Here is a 20496-nt window from a genome sequence, read left to right as displayed (position 1 = left end):
AGTTTTCTATTCTTCTACAATTGATATTGCAGCTACTGGGCAGCTGTCTACAGCTTCTTGAACTTCTCCTTCTGTTCCATCTGGTGCTTCATCAACTATGAATCCAGCCTTTCCATCATCCTCTATTTCAAAACATTCTGGACATATAGATGGACATAATCCACATGCTATGCAAGTATCTTTATCAACTGCAGCTTTCATTTTCATACTTCCTCTCTAAAAAATTTCAATTTTATTATTTACCTATAATAAAAGAATTATTCATAATCAAAATAATACTGCCCAAGAATGATTTTCAGATCATTCTTGGGCAGTAAGTTTTATTAATATAATCCTTCGAATATTAATGAATATAATGGATCTTCTTTAACATACTCTTCTAATTTACCTTGCGCTAATGCGTCTGTAAGATTAATATCAATAGGAAGTTCTCCTATTAATGGTATTCCTAAATATTCAGCATTTTCTTCAGATGATTTATTACTAAATACTCTTATCTTTTTGTCACAATCCGGACAATTAATATAAGCCATATTTTCTACGACGCCTTTAATTTTAACACCTATTTTATTAGCCATTATTACAACTTTCTTAACTATCATTGATACCATATCTTGTGGTGTTGAAACAATAACTAGTTCATTTATAGGAAACTCCTGCATAACAGTTAATGCAATATCTCCTGTGCCTGGTGGCATATCTATAAGTAAATAATCAAGTTCTCCCCAGTTAGTATCAACAAATATTTGTTTAAGCACGCCATTTATAATCCCGCCTCTCCAGATAAGAGGTTCTTCTTCTACTGGATTAACAAGATTCATTGATATTACTTTTATACCACAATCAGTTTCAACTGGATCAAATCTAACAACCTCATCATTAATAGGCACTATTCCAGCTCTCTTCTCATTTATACCCAAAACTCTTGGCATAGAAGGTCCTGTAATATCAGCATCAAGTACACCAACCTTATATCCTCTTTTAGCTAACATTGCTGCCATGATACCAGTTACAGTTGATTTACCAACTCCACCTTTACCACTTATTACACCTATAACATTCTTTATCCTTCCGAATCTTGGCTGTAATTTTGAAGATTCTACACCATTACAATCTTCTTTTTTTGTTTGACAAGTGCCCTTACTTGGACAGCTATCACAGTTTCCCATCGCATAGTCCTCCTTGCTCTTTACCAATCTCTTGGCTTTTCATTTGGTTCACTAATGTTAATATTCCAATCCTTATAACTATATTCAGCTTGAATATAGTAATTTTCATAAGAATTGTCTTTTTTATTATCCACAGTTATCAATGTTTTAAATATAGTTGTGCTATACCCTCTATTTTTAACTGTTATTATTGTATCAAATTGATCTGAATTGTTTTTAACTAATTCAGCATTAGGTAGTATTTTCTTTATGCTCTCTTCAAAATCTAATAATTCTACTGAAAATATATATTTCAAGCATTCTGTATCACCTGAAATATCTATTCCGACTTTACTATTAGATGATAATGCATCTTTTTTTAATTCAAGTATATCAAGGATTGATTGATAGTAAATATATTGAAAATCTCTTGGCTTTCTTATAAATGAAAGATTTTGCATTATTGTATTTTCCAAAGTCTTTGGAACTATAAATGACTCTTGATCATTATAAAAATTACCCTTACCTTTTTCATCAGTACCAACTATATAATTATACTTTTTTACTTCGTCTCCAATCTGAACTTCAAATATGTAATCAGGATCAAGAGAAGATTTATCAGAAACGATTTTGCCCTTCTTCAAAATTTTATATATATCATTAATTGCCTGAGGATCATTTACTATAAATCTAAATCCACTATCTCTAAAATTTTGTATTATTATTTGATCTACTTTCTCTTGCTTTATGTAGTCAAAACTTTCATTTCTCAAATTAGCCTTAATAGCTAAATTGTCCAATAAAGTACATCCTGAGAATAAACTACTTATAATAGTAACTATTAATATACTTAAAATTATAAATTTCTTTTTTCTCACTTCCTATACACTCCTTTAATCAACTTATGGAAATTAAAAACCACTATTCCAATGATTAAAGTAAATATAGCAATAAACTGTGATGTAGAAAGAATTCCTACACTACCTCTTGGATCATTTCTCAAGAACTCAATCAAAAATCTACCTATACTATATATGATTAAATAACAACCTACTACTTTTCCAGATTTCTTCTCTTTCTTTGAATAATATAAAAGGAAAAATCCTAATATAAAATCGAAAGCTGATGAGTATAATTGAGTCGGATGAATATGAATTCCAGCTGGTGCAAGAGACCCCTCTGGAAACACAACTCCAATTGGCAAATCCGTTTCAGCCCCATAGCAGCAACCTGCTAGAAAACAACCTATCCTTCCAAATCCCTGTGCTATAGCTACACCTGGAATAGTCATATCTAATAATTCTAACGTATTCCACCCTTTTTTCTTAGAGTATAAATATATAGATAGAGCTCCACCGATTATAGCACCATAAATAACAAACCCATATCCAAAGTTTTTCAATATACTTGGATCTTGTAAAACTTCCTTAAATTCAGTTATTATAAATAATAACTTTCCGCCTAACACTCCACCTATTACAGCAAATATAATTAAATTTAATAATGAATCTTCATCATAGCCTTTCTTCTTAGCTGCTCTGATTAATAAGCTAGAAGCTATAATTATACCAATTGCAATCATCAGTCCATAACTTCTGATTTTTAACCCAAATATCTCAAATAGTGTTATCCTCATTAATTTCCTCCTTACATTAAACAAGTACCAAAGAGAAACAAAACAGCCTCTCATTGGTACTTAAAATTATAATACTAATGCTCATTATTAGCAAATATTATCGCTTAACTAAGCTCTACACTGGAAACAATAGAATTAAATACTGATTTTATATTTTCTTTATAATTTTTTTCTTTTACATTAAATAATATCTTAACTATTTTACCTTTTTCGAATTGTAAATAATAACATTGATTTTTAAAATCATAGCCATTTCTAATGGTAGTTTCATATGTTGATAAAACCCCAATATTACTTTTATATTTATAAGGCATTATTTCTAATTTAGAATACTTTAAAGATTGGTTTTTAGAATCTCTCTCTGCAAAGGTTTCAATCTCATCATTTGTATTAATAATTTGTAATGATCCAGTAAGTTTATTATTTCCATCTGTAAAATTCAATACATTATTTATGTATTGATTATCTCCCATTCTCTCAACTACCGTCCATTCATTTGGCAAAGAAATAATATAGTTACTTTTATCAAAATTATATTCCTTAAATTCATTTATCCCATTATCCGTAAGAGCCACCTTATTAAAGTTTTTATTGAAAAAACCTTGAACTATGGATAGTAACAACATTAAACATATTAATATGGACGTAACAATTAACTGCTTTTTATTCATATCTGTTCAACTTATTTTTATTTCTTCATAGGTATTACAATTGAAGAATTTTTAAAATCATAGAACATTAGCCAATATCCCTGACTTCTATTATTACTATTTGTCCATGTTACGAATCCTGTTTTTCCTCCATACGGTTGATCTTCTTTATCCTTAGAACCTGGTATACCATATACTATATACTGTAATTCTCCTTCTGTATCACACTTATAACCTAATAAGAAATGATTATTTTTGCTTATATATGGATAATAGTTTATCATTGGATAATACGCTAATGTATATTTGTTATAATTTGATTCATTACATAAATCATCTATACTATCTACATTAACTCTATACCATTTACAATTATTGATATCATTTAGTTTGTCCTCATATACATCAAAACCTCTTGCTATTTTTTCAAAGTATTCCCCCACACTTCCGTTCATAGCAAAATCTTTGGAAGTATTCACATTTTCTTTAATATCTCTTTCATATTTATCAAAGTCTGGTGTGTCTAAATCTAAATCCAGCCTTGTGTTTTCTTCTATTCTTTTATTTATATGTGTTTTACAGTACATATCACTCTTACTTCTATTTAATTTAAATTTCTTCCACTCACATTTATTATCATATTTCTTCTTTATAAAACCATAAACCATGTAATCGCAATTCATATCCTGTATATCAAAATCTATTATGTGATTGCACTCTTCTATTTTATCGCAAAGATTATCTATTATTTCTTCAAAGCTCTCTTTTTTATACTCTTCTTTCTTTGCTTCGCCCTTCTCACATTTCTTGCATTCATTTTTATGTTCTTCATCCTTTTTGTGCTCTTCCTTCTTACACTCTTCTTTTTTGCATTCATCCTTCTTATGTTCTTCTTTCTTACATTCCTCTTTTTTATGCTTTTCCTTTTTATCTTCTTCTTTATCACACTTCTTACATTTGTTTCTTTCATCTGAAGATAATATATTTTCTTCTATCTTCTCTTCCACACTTTCTATATTAGTATCAGTTTTCTCTACTGATTCTAATACTTCTACTGTTCCTATTTTTATGTTCTCAATTCTTTCTGCCTTACCTATATCATCTACCTTTGAATTTACTATTTTTTCATTAGCACTTATGATTTTTTCATCAAGCTTTTTAGGTTCTAATACTACATCTTCTTTTTTCGATTCAACTCTTACTAATTTAAATTTTCTCCAATTCTCAGTTGGCTCTTCACCATTCATGAAGCCATGCATTATAAAATTCAAATCATTTCCTGATGCTTTACATATACCTGCGCCAGAAATTTTTTCATATGAGACTCCAAGACCTGCGATATTATTTATATAATATTCTTTGCTGGTATCTCCTTTTCCAACCTCATTTATTGTTAAAGGTCCCAAATCAATTAACTCTTTAAAGTCTCTTTTGCAGCAAATAAGTACCATAGAATAATTATCTTCTTTTCTAAGGTTTTGAGCATAAAAAGATATTTTACACTTATCCCCCTTGGCTTCTACCTTTGCATATCCTGAGAGAGCTTTCCCATTTTCTGATGAGTATCCTCTCTCATCTTCTTGTAATATTATGAAATTTCTATACAATTTATTATGAGACAAATTAATATTCCCTCCACATATATTTATTCCATACATTATATGTTTTAAAATAAGGATTATGATTTTTTAAAATCAAAAAGACAGAAAGCCATACCACTTCCTGTCTTTAATTTCTTCTAATTATTTTTTACATCGTATATAGAATCTGCTAATTTTGCAAACTCTTCTAATGTTAATGTTTCCGCCCTTCTCTTCGGATCTATTCCAGACTTTTCAAACGCAGTTTCTAATTTTTCTTTTTCTACCTTCAATGTCTTAGCTGCATTCCATAAAGTTTTTCTTCTCATATTAAATCCAGCTCTCACTATTTCAAACATAAGATTTTCATCTTTAGTTTCAACTCTTGGTTTTTCTAATCTATCCAATCTTATAACTATTGAATCTACTTTAGGTCTTGGTATAAAGCAAGTTGGTGGAACTCTTCTTACTATACTTGTATTACAATAATATTGAACCAAAACAGATAACGAACCATAGTCTTTACAATTTGGCTCAGCATTAATTCTTTCAGCTACTTCTTTTTGTATCATTATAGTTAGAGATTTAAAATTATACTGTTCTTTTAAAAGTCTTACTATTATTGGTGTTGTAACATAATAAGGTAAATTAGCAACTAATTTAACACTTTTCTCATCACCTATTAGTTCATTAAAATCAACTTTTAATGCATCTTTATGTATTAATGAAAAATTTTCATTTTCTCCAAGCTCAGTTGTAAGTATAGGAATTAAATCATTATCTAATTCTATTGATGTTACCTTTTTAGCTTTTAATAAAAGCTGAGCTGTTAAAGTTCCAACTCCCGGCCCTATTTCAATAACAAAATCATCTTTATTAACTTCTGCGCCTTCTACAATGTCTGTTAATACAGATTCATCTGTTAAGAAGTTTTGGCCTAAACTTTTTGAAAACCTAAAATTATATTTTTTAACCAATTCTTGTGTTTTATAATCATTTAAATCCATCTATCTATTACCTGCTTCCAATTGTTTTTCTATTTCTTCTATAGCTTTACTAAATTCTTCTTTGCTTATTCCATAATTATTTAATCTCGACACCATTTGAGTTGCATTTCCATATCCAATACCTAAAATCTTTCCGAGTGCCTCTCTTCTTTCTCTAGATGTATTATCCCCTGTTAATTTAAAATAAAACATGTCTTGCATTGTATAGAATTCAATCTTTTCTTCTTGAGTAATCTTTGCCATCTCTAATGCTCTTAATATTACTTCTGGTGTAGCATTCTCAACACCTATGTCTCCATCTTTTGTTCCATCTTCTCTTGAAATATAAGCATGCTTTATTCCCTTAACCCTTTTAGAAATTATTCTTCTTATCTTTTCTCCTGCGAAATCAGGGTCAGTTAATACAATTACGCCTTTTCTTTTTTGTGCCTCTTTTATTCTATCAATAACTTTAGCATTTATTCCAAATCCGCCAACAGCTATTATTTCTGCATCTAATGCTTTTTTAACAGCATCCACATCATCTCTGCCTTCAACAACAATAACTTCTTTTATCAAAACCATACTCTCCTTTATCACTATTTAAGAATAAGTGTTTTTAATTATTATTCCTAATTAACTATTAATTTATAAAATTCTTACTACTATTAATAATATTCTAAAATTCTTATGTTTTAAAGAAAAAAATAGAGATAACAATCGTTATCTCTAATCTTCTACTTACCACTCTCCTGGGTAAGCAACAACTAGTACGTCAACTTGTCTTCTTCCCCACCGTCTGCAGTCACTTGCAGAACTAAGGTATAAATCAACAGCATTACCTTTAATTGCTCCACCAGTGTCTGAAGCAATAGCGTATCCATATCCCTCTACATAAACCTTACTTCCTAATGGAATTACAGATGGGTCAACTGCTATAGTGCTTAATCCACCGACATTTCTAACAGGTGTTCTTCCTGTAGCCGTAATGCCTCCGCCAGTATATGCTGTAGATACACTACTTACTTTTTTCTTGTAAGTTATATTTTCTCCACCTCTACTAGCATAAACCTGGCTCGTCCCTTTAATTATTATTTCATTTTGTGGTTCTGAAATGGTTTTAGTACTTTTTATGTCTCTAGAAACCTCTACTCCGTCTTTATAGACTACATTATACGTAATTTCTTTTTCACCATCAATTCCTTCACTCTTAACCTTTTTGACGCTAATATCTAAATCAGCATCATTTTCAACAATTGTATCGAATTTAATGGCTTCTTTTTCAACAATTTCTTTTGTCTCTACTTTTACAATTTGTATATCTAAGTTTTCTTCAATATTCGTATCTAGTCCGGGATTTACTTCATCTATGTCCTTTTCAAAATCAATTCCTTTAGAATTTAATGTATCTTTTTCTGCTTCCAGCATATCTTTAACTGTATTTTCAGCAGTTTGTACATCAAAGCGTGTCCCGTTTGCTGTGATTTGTACTTTAACAGGTGTTTTCAATTTAATAAACTCATTTTCTGATACTTTGGTTTCTAGTGATGGTTGCACTTTATCTTTAGGGCTTACATTTATGCCTCTTTCTTGCAACACATCTTGAACAGTCCCCTTGTATGTGACAATAGTCTCATCTTTACCGTCTATACTTAATGTTAATGTTTTTCTCATATTTGTTATTGTTACTGTCGTAACAATCATAACTACAAATAATGCAGCTATTGCACAAATAATTTTTGCCTTAGGACCGTTTGAAAAACTTTCTTTGATAAAACCTTTTAACCTTTCTATCATTGATTTCCCTCCTTTGGCAAGAGTGTCCTTTGCATTATATATTAATCCTACAAAGTTGTCAAATTATGAATCTCTTGCATTATTATGAAGTATAGTAACAATGCACACTGTGCATAAAATAAATAAAATATTAAATGATAGCGATTTAACCATACTTCTTTGTAAGTAAAACCAAACGATATTAATTTTAAATGTTAGTTCAAACATCCTTTTTAAATATAAGTATTATAGTGATGAAGTGTACGAATTATATTTTACCTTATTTTTCCTTATAAATCAACCTTTTAAAGTTTTCATTAAATACTTTATTGGCCTCAGCTGGCTCTATTTCTTTGATTTCGCTTATTTTATTTATTATATATTCTATATAATCTGATCTATTTCTTTTACCTCGATTTGGTTCTGGAGACATATAAGGACAATCTGTTTCAACTAAAATTCTATCTATTGGAATTTCTTTAGCAACTTGAACTATTTTTTTTGCATTCTTAAATGTTACAACTCCAGTAAATCCAATATAATATCCTAGTTTAATGCACTCCTGTGCAAATTCTACACTGCCTGAAAAGCAATGAACAACACCAGTTACATCTGGATATTCTTTGATTATTTCTAAAGTATCTTGATGTGCATCCCTATCATGTATTACTACTGGTAGCTCTAATTCTTCAGCTAATTTCATTTGACTTCTGAAAACTTCTTTTTGTACTTCTTTAGGTGGATTCTCATCCCAATAATAATCTAGTCCTATTTCTCCAATAGCAACTATCTTATTATTATTTCTAATGTATTCTCTTATTTCATCTAATGTATTTTCTTTAAATTCATCTGCATTTTCAGGATGAATTCCTAATGCACCATTAATAAAATCATAATCTTTAGTTAATTTATCAGTTGTTTTTAAACTCTCATATGAAGCCGCGCAATTTAAAATACCTATAACTCCATTATTTCTTAATTCATTTAAAATTTGATCTCTATCCTCATCATAAGATTCATCATCATAATGAGCATGACTATCTATAATTGAAAATCTCTTTTCCATAATTCACTCCTATTGAAACCTAATTTTTCATATACTCCTTTTTAATTCATTCTTTATATATGATAAATTTATTTTTTATTATTAAATCTTTCTATTAATTTTACTCTTATCTTTATATTTATACAATTTTCATAAAATTATTTTACCTACTAAAAATTTTATTGCATTGATTTTTCTTAAATATTTTAGTAAATTAATTATAATTAATTTCCGTTTTCCAACAAATCATTCATTTATATTCCATATTATTAAACATTAGTAATAATAAGTAATATTTATTTTTTAATATCAATTCTGTCACATAACTGACATATTACTATAGTAAAATTTTAATTGTAAAGTAGTTAAAGCATTATTATTTACCCCTTTAACCATAATTGGTTAAGAAAGCGCCTTGTATCCCCTACAAGAGGCGCTTTCATTTTGTTAAAATTCTTTAGTAACATTTCTCTTTTAAATTTTCAATTTCCTCATCAATATTTTTTCTATCAATTCTATCAAATAAAATCTCTACATCATTTATTTTTCCTTCTTTAAGCTCTATTGGCATCCATATTGAGTTTTCTATATTTAAAATTTTTCTGATTTTTTCTGCTGAATATGGCATAAATGGTTCTATTAGATTAGATATATTAGCTATATATTGAATGCATATATATATGTCTTTTGCACATTTAGCCTTATTTTGCTTTACACTTATCCATGGTGCTGCTGTATCGAAATATTTATTTGCTGTTTTAACTAAAGACATAACCTTATCCAATGCATATTTAAAATTGCCCTCTTCAATATTATCCCCAATTTCACAATAAACTTTAAATAAATCATCTTTAAAATTCTTATCTAAAGTTCCTTTTGGTATTGAGTTATCAAAATTCTTTTTAGCAAAAACTACTATTCTATTGACTAAATTCCCAAATAATCCAACCAAGTCATTATTATTAGCTGTTATAAAAGATTTCCATGAAAAATCAGTATCTTTTGTTTCTGGTCCATTTAATATTAAATAATATCTTATTAAATCAGCATTGTAGTTATCCAATATATCTTTTCCCCATACAGCCCAATTCTTTGCAGCAGAAAAATTCTTTCCTTCAAGTTTTAAGTATTCACTTGATATTTCTCTTATATTAGGATTTTTAAATCCTAATCCTGATAAAATTGCAGGGAAAATCACTGTATGGAATGGAATATTATCTTTTCCATGTACAAAATAAACTCTGCTATCATCTCCATCCCAATATTCCCTATAATCTTCGTGCCTTTCTTCAATGCATTTCATGCTTGCAGTTAAATATCCCATAACCGCTTCTATCCAAACATATATTTTTTTATCTTCATACCCATCTAAAGGTACATCTACTCCCCAATTAAAGTCCCTTGTTACTCCCCTATCTCTAAGACCTTCATCTAAATATCTTTTAGTTATCTTTTGTGCATTTTCTCTCCATCCATCTTGCTTTATATAAATTCTTTTCACATCATTCTCCAATTTAGATAAAGCAAAAAATAAATGCTTAGTTTCTTTTATTATTGGTGTAGATTTGCAAAATGAACATTTTTTATCTAGAAGTTCATCACTTTCAAATATTTTTGAACATTCCTGACACTGATCTCCAACAGCATATCCTCCACAAAATGGGCATACCCCTTCAATATATCTATCTAATAGATATTCTTTACAGTGTTCGCAGTAAGTTTCTTCTACATTCTTTTCATATATATAACCTTTTTCATATAATTCCAATATAAATTCTTTAACTTTTTCTGAATGATATTCTGTATGTGTCTGAGTAAATAAATCAAATGAAAATCCTAATCTTTCAAAGCAATCCTTTATCTTTTCATGATATTTCGCACTCACTTGCTCTGGAGTAAGATTTTCTTCTTTTGCTTTCATAGTAACTGGTGTTCCGTGAGAATCGCTTCCAGATACAAAGACTACATCGTCTCCCATTAATCTATGGTATCTAGCTAATATATCTCCTGGAAGTAGAACCGCTATTCTTCCTAAATGAAGCTCTCCATTTGCATAAGGCCATGCATTTCCTATTATAATGTTCAAAAATCTCTTCACCTCTCTTATTTTGTTATATAACGCTTGGTAAGGTGATATTTATCAGTATAGCCCATCTTTATCTATTTATTAATATTTTTCCTTAAATAATGAAACTATATTAATAAGTATCTTTTGCCTCTATCTACCTCGCATAAAATAAGCATATTCCTATATTCTTATATTCTCAAGAATATAAATTCTTAAATTCTTAAATTCTTAAATTCTTAAATTCTTAAATTCTTAAATTCTTAAATTCTTAAATTCTTAAATTCTTAAATTCTGGCCATTTTTTCATTCTTCAAATATTTAAGCAATAAATTTCTTTTATTTAAAATCTGTCACTTTCATACTTTGGGCTGTCGTAATTTTTACCCATCCACTTTTTAAAGGAAACTCACTATTCACATCCGTTCATAGGAGTAAGTTCGATAAGCCAAATATAAAATTGGGGTTCTCACTTAAATTCTGGGCATTATATCTTATTTTAAAATATTGTTCAAGCTTTTTATTTTCAGAAAACAATTATTTAAACCACTTACTTGGATACAATCAATCTTTTTATAGATGTATAAAATTTATGCGAGACATGTTTAAATTAATTAAGCACGCCTCACATTCATATTAAACTAAATTAAATTTAAATATTATCTTACAATACTTCCTGAAATTATATCTCCTGGATCAACTGCCTTTAATTCTTTATCATCATCAGTAGCAGCACATAAAATCATGCCTTGTGATAATTCTCCTCTCAATTTAACTGGTTTTAAGTTAGCAACTAAAACTACATTCTTTCCAACTAAATCTTCTGGTTTATAGTATGCAGCAATTCCTGAAACCACTTGTCTTTCTTCTCCGCCTAAATCTACTTTTAATTTAAGTAATTTTTTCGCTCCCTTAATTGGTTCACATACTAAAACTTTAACTACTCTTAAATCAATTTTTTCGAAGTCTTCTATTGTGATTTCTTCTTTTATTGGAGTGATTTCTCTCTTCTCTGGAGCTGGATTCATTTTCGCTCTTAATGCTTCTAATTCCTCAAGTTTTTTCTCTACATCAATTCTTGGGAATAAGTTATCGCCTTTTACTACTTTAGTTCCAGCTTTTGTTCCATTAAATAATTTTAATGATTCCCATGATATATTGTCGGTATTTATTTGCTCATTTATCTTCTTAGCTGTATCTGGTAAGAATGCTGAAATCATAACTGAAGCAAATCTTAAACTTTCAACTAAATTATAAAGAACTGTTCCAAGTCTAGCCTTTTTGCTTTCATCTTTAGCTAAAATCCAAGGAGTTGTTTCATCTATATATTTATTTGCTCTTCCTATTAATTCAAATACATGTTCTAATGCAAGTGGAAGATTTAAGCTATTAACTGCATCTTCTACTTTATCAGGAGTACCTAATGCTAAAGCTATTAGCTCTCCATCAAAATCGCCACTTTCAGCTTGAGCAGGAATTTCACCATCAAAATATTTTTCTATCATAGCAACTGTTCTAGATAAAAGATTACCTAAATCATTACATAAATCTGAATTTATTTTCTTTATGAATATTTCATTATTGAATAATCCATCTGCTCCAAATGGAATTTCTCTCAATAAATAATATCTTACAGGATCTGTACCAAATTCATTTACAAGAACTACTGGATCTACAACATTTCCTTTAGATTTAGACATCTTTCCACCATCAACAAGTAACCATCCATGACCGAATACTTGTTTTGGAAGTGGTTCACCTAAAGCCATTAACATAATTGGCCAATAAATTGTATGGAATCTTAAAATATCTTTTCCTATTAAATGTACATCTGCTGGCCAATATTTATCATACATTTCTTTATTTTCTTGACCATATCCAAGTGCAGTAATATAGTTTGATAAAGCATCAATCCATACATAAACAACATGATCTTCATCAAATGTTACTGGAACTCCCCAGTTAAAGCTAGTTCTTGAAACGCATAAGTCTTGAAGCCCTGGTCTTAAAAAATTATTTAACATTTCATTTTTTCTTGATTCTGGTTGAATGAAATGTGGATTTTCTTCAATATGCTTAATTAATCTGTCTGCATATTTGCTCATTTTAAAGAAGTAAGCTTCTTCTTTAGACTTTTCAACTGGTCTTCCACAATCAGGGCAGTTTCCATCAACTAATTGAGTATCAGTCCAAAAAGATTCACATGGTGTACAATACCATCCTTCATAGGAGCTCTTATAAATATCGCCTTGATCATATAATTTTTTAAATATATCTTGAACAGCTTTTACATGATAATCATCAGTAGTTCTGATAAATTTATCATAGCTTACATTCATCATCTTCCAAAGATCTTTAATTCCTGCAACAATTTCATCTACATGTTCTTTTGGAGTTATTCCTTTTTCTTCTGCAATTCTTTGGATCTTTTGACCATGTTCATCTGTTCCTGTTAAGAACATTACATCATATCCTGTTAATCTCTTAAATCTCGCTATAGCATCAGCAGCCACTGTTGTATATGTATTTCCTATATGTAGCTTTGTTGATGGATAGTAAATTGGGGTAGTTATATAGTATGTTTTTTTACAATCTGTACACATTTTTTGTGTTCCTCCCTTTTTATAAATTCATAATTCACAATTAGATTTAGCCTTTTTTTATTGTCTCTTATGAATAATTTTATAAATATAAAAAAAGCTCTATATAGGTATATTAAAACCTATATAGAGACGTATTATACGTGTTACCACTCTATTTCTTATTTATTTCACAATAAATAACTCATTAGGTGACCATCATCACCCTGCAACATAACGGTTGCCACCGTATTCCCCTAACTCAAATACTTTAGCTCAGGAAATCTGCTCTAAGACCATCTTCATAAAATTCACAAACACTGACTTTCAGCAAATGTCAGCTCTCTTGTGGAATGTTTACTTTACTACTCTTCTTTTCATTGCATTTATATTTTTACAACAATATTTTATATTATTTTCTTGGTATAATCAAATATTATTTTCACACAATATATCTTGTATACTTTATTTCAAATTATATACATTATACTCTTAGTTTTACTTATGTGCAATACTTGCTTATTTTTAGATATAGTTTGTTTCTTACATTTTTAAACTTATGCTATAATATCGCTGCTAAAAAACTTTTGTTATTGATCTTATCTTGGAGGTGAATCAATATAAATATTAATCTACCTAGAATCGGTCTTAGAAACTTAAAGACTGCTATTGCAGTTACATTATGTATGCTCATTTTTCAGCTATTTAACCGAGATAATCCCTTCTTTGCATGTATTGCTGCTGTATTTTGTATGAAAGATACTGTTTCTAGCAGCATTTCTATGGGATTAAATAGAACAATAGGTACTATTATTGGAGGAGTAGTTGGAATAATTATTATTTATTTAAATTCTGTATTCCCATTTTTCAATTTAATTACTCCTATAATGACAGGTTTAGGTATCTCTATTTCTATATATATATGTACTATTATAAAAAAACCTGAAGCAGTTGTAGTTTCTTGCATTGTTCTTGTAGCAATTATGATAAATTCTGCATCACAAGCTAATGCTTATATTTATGCAATTAATAGAAGCTTTGATACAATAATCGGAATTATTATAGCTGTTTTAATAAATAAACATATAAATCCTCCGAGTGAAGAGGGATACTTAACATAAAATATTTAATAAATAATGCAGCGGGTATATCAGATTTAAGTCATTCTTTTGATATACCCACTGTATTATTTAAAGAATTTAATATTATTAAATGGATAAAATCTAACTCTAGCTTCTCCTTTAATTTGAGAAGCATCTATATATGGGTTAATCCACCTTCTAGCATCCCACGAATCCGCCCTATTATCACCTAAAAAGAAAAACTTACCTTCTGGTACATCAAAAGTTCCATTATAATCATCATTGTTTTTTACATAGCCTTCATTCAGAATATCTCCATTTACTTTTACTTGTCCATTATTGATTTCTATATGATCTCCTGGTAGTCCTATAGCTCTCTTTATTAATAATTTTTGTAATTCATCTGAATAAAATACAATAATATCCCCTCTTTCAATATTATTTGTATTGTATATTCTAGTAACCATAAACCTATCATCCTTATTTATAGTAGGTATCATTGACCCTGTTGGTACCGTTACATTAAAAAAAATAAATTTATTAATAAGTACTGCTATAAATATAGCAGCTATAATTGGTACTATCCATTCCCTAAAAAAGCTTTCTTTTTCTTTTAAAAAAGACTCATTTTCCATATTACTTCATCTCTTTTCTAAATATTATCTTTTTTACCCAATACTGCATTATATAATTTTTTAGCTTTAATCGCCCATATACTATAAAGAATAGTTGCTATAATTAATGCAATTGGAGGAATTATTCTTAACATAACAAATGGAACCTCAAACCAAAAAGCCCTCCAAAATTCACTTCCTTGCTTTTCCCATAACCCTGGTGTTAAAAATGTTAATTCTGATAAATTAAAATTAACACTAACTAATATAATAATTAAAGCAATTATAAATGATATTGAACAAAGACGAGCTGCTTGTATGAATCTTAGATATCTTCCTGCTTTTGATTCAATATCTGAGAATATATCTTCAGTTGAATCTGATGAATTAGGTAAAAAGTATTGACTTCCTGATTGATATGTTCCGTAAACATGCGTCCAGCCTGCATCTTCAAACAATGATACATAATCATCAAAATCATCTTTTTTCTTAAACACTCTATAATCTACTCTATAGTGTAAATCTTCAGGTTTACTTTCTATGAAATGATATCTCCCCAAAGAAGAATATTTCTTTAGAAAATACCCCTTGTTAGCCATCTCATTTAAATATTTTTCTTCTTCACTTATATCTACAAATACCCTGAACTTCTTCATATAATCATCTCCCCTTTATAAATTTTAAAATTCCAGTTCTTCACTAACTCTAACTAAATGCCTTAATCTCTCAATTTCAAGCTTTATTACTTCTAGCCCTGTATCTGATAATTTATAAACTTTCCTACGTTTATCTTCTGTCTTTACATTCTCAATCAATTTCTGTTTTAATAAATTTTCAATTGCACCATACATTGTTCCTGCTGCAATTCGCACTCTTCCGTTACTTAATTCTTCTACTTTTTGCATAATTGCATATCCATGACTAGGTTCTTTTAATGAAAGTAATATATAAAAAGTAGTTTCTGTTAATGGTAAATATTTATTTAAATTCATATGAATTACCTCGCATTAAATATATATAGTTAAACTATATAGTCTAACTATATAGTTATAATATACAGTTAGACTGTATAAGTCAATATATTTTTCCAAATAATACAAGACATTCAATAATATTATCAAAATAAAAATAAGGTTAAAAGCTATTTATCAGCCTTTAACCTTAGCATATCAGTTATATAATTATAAAAAATTTTATTTATATAGTTCTAGTTTCTTTTCTAAGGAATTCTTTTTCCTCATCATTTAAGTATGGACTTAATTTTTCATAAGTTTCTTTATGATAACTATTAATCCATTCTCTTTCTTTATCTGTTAACATACTTACTTCAATACCGTCTAAATCTATTGGACAATATGATAAGGGTTCAAATTTATAGAACTGTCCACCATATTCTGTCTTACTATCTTCTACTATAAGCATAACATTTTCTATTCTTATTCCATGCTTACCTTCTTTATATACTCCTGGCTCATTTGTTAATATCATTCCTGGTTTTAATTCCACATAATTTATTGGACGTATTTGTTGAGGCCCTTCATGTACACTTAAACAGAATCCTATACCATGACCTGTTCCACATTTATAATCTATTCCTTCTTCCCATAATGGTTTTCTTGCCATTATATCTAAGCTAGATCCTATTGAGCCTTGTAAGAACTTACATGTCATAAGATTAATATGTCCTTTTAATACTAATGTGAAATCTTTTTTCTCTTCTTCTGTAATTTTTCCAAGTACAAAAGTTCTTGTTATATCAGTAGTTCCATCTAAATATTGCCCACCACAGTCTACTAATACCATACCTTCTTCCTTCAATTCATAAGCACTTTCTTCTGTGGCAGAATAATGCATCATAGCTGCATGTTCTTTATATCCAGCTATAGTTTTAAAACTCTCTTCTATGAATAAATCTCCCATAGATCTGAATTCTAATAATTTTTCTGATAAAGTAACTTCTGTTATTTTTTCTTTACCAACATGTTCTTTAAGCCATTTTGTAAATCTAACCATGGCTACTCCATCTTTTATATGAGAATTTTTAAAACATTCTATCTCAACATTATTTTTTATCGCTTTAAGATTAGTAGTTATATTTATAGATTCTATCACTCTAACATCTTCATTTAAATTAGTTAATATAAATGCACTAACCTTACTTGGATCTAATAGTACGTTTCCTTTTATTAATTTTACATCTTCAAATATATCCTCATAATTCTTTAAGGTTATTCCATCTCTATTTTCTAATATACTCTTATCTTCACAACTAATCTTATCTTTATCTATATATAATACAGCTGCTTTATCATTTATAAGTGCATATGCTAATGTTACAGGCGTACACTCTACATCATTTCCTCTGATATTAAATAGCCAAGCGATATCATCTAAAGATGATAAAATATATGATTTACATCCTAATGTTTTCATTTGTTCACGTACTTCTTCTACTTTCTCATTAACTGTTTTACCACAATATTTTACATCATGTAAAAATACTTTTTCTTTAGGCATAGAAGGTTTATCTGCCCATATTTCTGCAATCAAATCCTTATCCATTGCAATTTTAATATTCTTGCTTTGTTGCATTTTCTTGAATTCTTTATATTCATTTATAGAGAACACCCTTCCATCGAATCCAAGACATTCTCCTTCTTTCATATTTGTACTTAAATATTCTTCTAAGCTTGGCCATCCTGGTATTCTCATTTTATAGAGTTCTATTCCTAAACCTGCTAATTGTTGTTCTGCTTGAATAAAGTATCTTCCATCTGTCCACAATATTGCTTTATCCATTCCAATTAATGCAGTTCCAGCAGACCCTGTAAATCCTGTAATATATGCTCTTGATTTAAAACATTCAGAAACATATTCACTTTGGTGAAAATCTGCACTTGGCACTATATAATAATCTATATTTTCTCTTTTCATTATCTTTCTTAGTTTTTCTATTCTTTCACTTACTCTCATTGATTATTACCTCTTTCTAAAAACTTCAAATTTCTATTATAAGTCAAATTATATCACTCATTTAGATAATTAAGCATCCAGAATTTTAAAATTATACTTATAAATTAAAAAATTCTTATGAAATAGATTTTTAATTCTATTTCATAAGAATAATTTTAATAAGTCAGTGTTCCATCACTATTTAGTACAACATTAATTTCATTTTCAATTTTTTGTGATTTTACATTCATAAGTCCAATTTCAAAACTTGTATTTATCATAGGATTTTCTTTAAATTCATAATTATATGTCTTTCCATTTTCCCATTTATAATTATAAGTCTCATCTTCAAATGCATGGAAAACCACAGGGCCATCCTTCCTTTGTTCATGTCCACTTATATGAATGAACCATTTATATCCTTCTGGAATTTTTTCTGGTAGTGTAAAATTCATATTTTTGTTTTGTGAATTATATGCTATTGTTCCTACAAGCCCATAAACAGCCTCAGATACAGCTGCTTTATTTTGAACTGTTCTTCCTTCCTTATCTATGCTTACTATAGTATCTCCTTTAATTTCTCCTGAATTATCACTTTTTAATAGTCCAACTTCAAAACTACTTTGTATTAATGGATATTCTTTGAAAGTATATGAATATGATTTTCCGTCTTTCCACTCATAATTATAACTTTCATCTTCAAATATATGAAAAGTTACTGGACCATCCTTTCTTTGTTCGTGTCCATCAATATGAACAAACCATTTATATCCTTCTGGCTTTGTCTTTGGAACTGTAAATGATAATGTTTGATTATCTTTGTTAAACTTAATTGAATTTGTAAAATTACTAACTATATTATAGTAGTCTTCTAAAGATTTATCTTCATTAATTAAAACAGATGATTTATTTTCTATAGTAGATGCTTGAACCCTTGGCACAATCATACTTCCTCCACAGCTAATCAAAACAGTTGTCATTATTAAAACTTTATATAATTTTCTGATCTTTTTAGAATTTGACATAAAAACAATCCTTTCTTTAATTTCACTCTTTCCACTTTGAATGCATAAGCTTATGGAATTAAAGTGGTATTCATTATTTATTGATTTCATAAGTAATGTTGCATATTCTTTTTTATCTTTTATTAAATTAATTACCCGCTCATCACATAATATCTCTGTATCTCTTTTAAATGTAAAAAATCCAATCCAAACTATTGGATTATACCAATTAATACTTAAAAATATTAATGCAAATAAATTAATCATTGTATCTTTATTTTTTAGGTGATACAATTCGTGGATTAAAACTTTCTCCAACTCTTTCTCATCATAACCTTTATTTAAAAATATAGTTGGTGATATTACACCTGTAATCATTGAATTTCCATCATATATTTTTATATTTACTGAGCACTTTATTCCAACTCGTTGCTTACACTTTTCTAAAATATCTTGAATCTTTTTATCTTCACATATTGGAATTCTTCCAAATTTAATATAAAAATAGTTTAATATAAAAATAATATAACCCATCATAATGGTAAAACCTATTTTCCATATTATCACTATAATCTTTTTACTGTTTGCTACTATGTCCTTTTTTACGATTGAAATCTTTCCTATATTCTTTGAATTTATTATTATATTTGTTGTATTAGAATTAGATTTAATATTTTCTATGCCTTCAATATGACTAGCTTGATTTTCTATTCTATTAATATTCCCTATAAAATCTGGCATAATAGGTATTAGAATCAGCCTAGCAATTAAAATTAACCATATATAATAATGGGCTTTAGCTGACATTTTATGCTTAAATATAGTTTTTATTAATAAAATGCAAGCTGTCATTATTGTAGTAATAATCGCTATATTTAATAGCATAAACATCTAATCATCTTCTTCCATTTTATTTATTATATTCATTAATTCTTCTTCTTCCTTTTTGGATAAATTACTTTCTTTTACTAATGTAGATACAAACATAGATAACGAATTATCAAATACTTTTGCTAAAAAATTTTTAGTTTCATTAATTTTACATTCTTGTTCTTTTACTGCACATTTATATAAAAAATTTTTCCCTTGACTCTTATCTGCTACTACAAATTCTTTATCCGTCAGTCTCTTAACCAATGTTTTTATAGTTGAATAACTCCAGCCTCTTCCTTCTAATTGCTCTACTATAAAACTCATTGTACTATTAGGATTTTTCCATAACACTTTCATAACTTCCCATTCTGATTCACTTATAGAGTACTCTTTTTCCAATTCCGCACTTCCTTTCTAAGCTACAGGTGTAACCCTGCTTATAGGTTACACCTGTAGCCTATAAATGTCAATATGTTATTCTTATCTTTTTTAATTAATATTTAAGT

General features: G+C 28.5%; 19 protein-coding genes and 1 other annotated feature. Of the genes, 1 reads left to right on the top strand and 18 read right to left on the bottom strand.

Annotated features, from left to right (window positions below; all coding sequences use genetic code 11):
- Nucleotides 1-6 precede the first annotated feature (6 nt).
- The 12 genes from CNEONATNEC86_RS00495 to metG (CNEONATNEC86_RS00440) all read right to left on the bottom strand — a co-directional run bounded on the left by CNEONATNEC86_RS00495 (nt 7) and on the right by metG (CNEONATNEC86_RS00440) (nt 13489).
- Nucleotides 7-201, bottom strand: coding sequence for a ferredoxin (locus CNEONATNEC86_RS00495; RefSeq protein ID WP_058293152.1), 195 nt, complete (start codon nt 199-201; stop codon nt 7-9).
- 122 nt (nt 202-323) lie between these two features.
- Nucleotides 324-1169, bottom strand: a complete 846-nt coding sequence (locus CNEONATNEC86_RS00490; RefSeq protein ID WP_058293153.1) for an Mrp/NBP35 family ATP-binding protein — start codon at nt 1167-1169, stop codon at nt 324-326.
- A gap of 20 nt (nt 1170-1189) precedes the next feature.
- Nucleotides 1190-2026: a YhfM domain-containing protein gene (locus tag CNEONATNEC86_RS00485; protein ID WP_058293154.1), complete on the bottom strand. Its 837-nt coding sequence runs from the start codon at nt 2024-2026 to the stop codon at nt 1190-1192.
- Nucleotides 2023-2784, bottom strand: coding sequence for a prolipoprotein diacylglyceryl transferase (locus tag CNEONATNEC86_RS00480; protein WP_058293155.1), 762 nt, complete (start codon nt 2782-2784; stop codon nt 2023-2025). Before CNEONATNEC86_RS00480 ends, CNEONATNEC86_RS00485 begins: the two co-directional genes overlap by 4 nt.
- 104 nt (nt 2785-2888) lie before the next feature.
- The gene (locus tag CNEONATNEC86_RS00475; RefSeq protein WP_159115433.1) at nt 2889-3455 is read right to left on the bottom strand and encodes a hypothetical protein; all 567 of its coding nucleotides are present in this window, start codon (nt 3453-3455) and stop codon (nt 2889-2891) included.
- Nucleotides 3456-3472: 17 nt separating this feature from the next.
- Nucleotides 3473-5056, bottom strand: coding sequence for a DUF7922 domain-containing protein (locus CNEONATNEC86_RS00470; protein WP_200847537.1), 1584 nt, complete (start codon nt 5054-5056; stop codon nt 3473-3475).
- 116 nt (nt 5057-5172) lie between these two features.
- Nucleotides 5173-6021, bottom strand: a complete 849-nt coding sequence (gene rsmA, locus CNEONATNEC86_RS00465; protein ID WP_058293158.1) for a 16S rRNA (adenine(1518)-N(6)/adenine(1519)-N(6))-dimethyltransferase RsmA — start codon at nt 6019-6021, stop codon at nt 5173-5175.
- Complete coding sequence (gene rnmV / locus CNEONATNEC86_RS00460; RefSeq protein ID WP_058293159.1) at nt 6022-6579, bottom strand: ribonuclease M5; 558 nt, start codon at nt 6577-6579, stop codon at nt 6022-6024.
- Between the two features lie 162 nt (nt 6580-6741).
- Nucleotides 6742-7797 (bottom strand): 3D domain-containing protein, encoded by a 1056-nt coding sequence (locus CNEONATNEC86_RS00455; protein ID WP_058293160.1) that lies wholly within the window; start codon nt 7795-7797, stop codon nt 6742-6744.
- Between the two features lie 259 nt (nt 7798-8056).
- Entirely contained in the window at nt 8057-8842 is a 786-nt protein-coding gene (locus tag CNEONATNEC86_RS00450; RefSeq protein WP_058293161.1) for a TatD family hydrolase, read from the bottom strand.
- 436 nt (nt 8843-9278) lie between these two features.
- On the bottom strand, nt 9279-10907 hold the full coding sequence (gene metG, locus CNEONATNEC86_RS00445) for a methionine--tRNA ligase (RefSeq protein WP_058293162.1): 1629 nt from the start codon (nt 10905-10907) through the stop codon (nt 9279-9281).
- 638 nt (nt 10908-11545) lie between these two features.
- The gene (gene metG, locus CNEONATNEC86_RS00440; protein ID WP_159135398.1) at nt 11546-13489 is read right to left on the bottom strand and encodes a methionine--tRNA ligase; all 1944 of its coding nucleotides are present in this window, start codon (nt 13487-13489) and stop codon (nt 11546-11548) included.
- A 122-nt stretch (nt 13490-13611) separates the two neighbouring features.
- Nucleotides 13612-13855: a binding site (T-box leader), on the bottom strand.
- Between the two features lie 224 nt (nt 13856-14079).
- On the opposite strand from metG (CNEONATNEC86_RS00440), the gene CNEONATNEC86_RS00435 reads away from it, so the two are divergent.
- Nucleotides 14080-14586, top strand: a complete 507-nt coding sequence (locus tag CNEONATNEC86_RS00435) for an FUSC family protein (protein ID WP_316372237.1) — start codon at nt 14080-14082, stop codon at nt 14584-14586.
- 65 nt (nt 14587-14651) lie between these two features.
- On the opposite strand, the gene lepB is transcribed toward CNEONATNEC86_RS00435, so the two are convergent.
- The 6 genes from lepB to CNEONATNEC86_RS00405 form a co-directional block, all read right to left on the bottom strand.
- Nucleotides 14652-15182 carry a signal peptidase I gene (gene lepB / locus CNEONATNEC86_RS00430; protein ID WP_058293165.1) on the bottom strand — a complete coding sequence of 177 codons (531 nt, stop codon included), beginning with the start codon at nt 15180-15182 and terminating at the stop codon, nt 14652-14654.
- Nucleotides 15183-15199: 17 nt separating this feature from the next.
- A complete protein-coding gene (locus tag CNEONATNEC86_RS00425) occupies nt 15200-15817 on the bottom strand; it encodes a DUF2812 domain-containing protein (RefSeq protein WP_125147957.1) in 618 nt (205 codons plus the stop codon).
- A 24-nt stretch (nt 15818-15841) separates the two neighbouring features.
- Entirely contained in the window at nt 15842-16153 is a 312-nt protein-coding gene (locus CNEONATNEC86_RS00420) for a PadR family transcriptional regulator (RefSeq protein WP_058293167.1), read from the bottom strand.
- A 205-nt stretch (nt 16154-16358) separates the two neighbouring features.
- Entirely contained in the window at nt 16359-18134 is a 1776-nt protein-coding gene (locus CNEONATNEC86_RS00415; protein ID WP_159135397.1) for an aminopeptidase P family protein, read from the bottom strand.
- Nucleotides 18135-18289: 155 nt separating this feature from the next.
- Nucleotides 18290-20008 carry a M56 family metallopeptidase gene (locus CNEONATNEC86_RS00410; protein ID WP_159135396.1) on the bottom strand — a complete coding sequence of 573 codons (1719 nt, stop codon included), beginning with the start codon at nt 20006-20008 and terminating at the stop codon, nt 18290-18292.
- Entirely contained in the window at nt 20009-20389 is a 381-nt protein-coding gene (locus CNEONATNEC86_RS00405) for a BlaI/MecI/CopY family transcriptional regulator (protein WP_159135395.1), read from the bottom strand.
- Nucleotides 20390-20496 lie beyond the last annotated feature (107 nt).

Source organism: Clostridium neonatale, assembly GCF_900465025.1.
Lineage (GTDB): Bacteria > Bacillota > Clostridia > Clostridiales > Clostridiaceae > Clostridium > Clostridium neonatale.
This window is presented reverse-complemented; position numbering and strand designations above follow the sequence as displayed.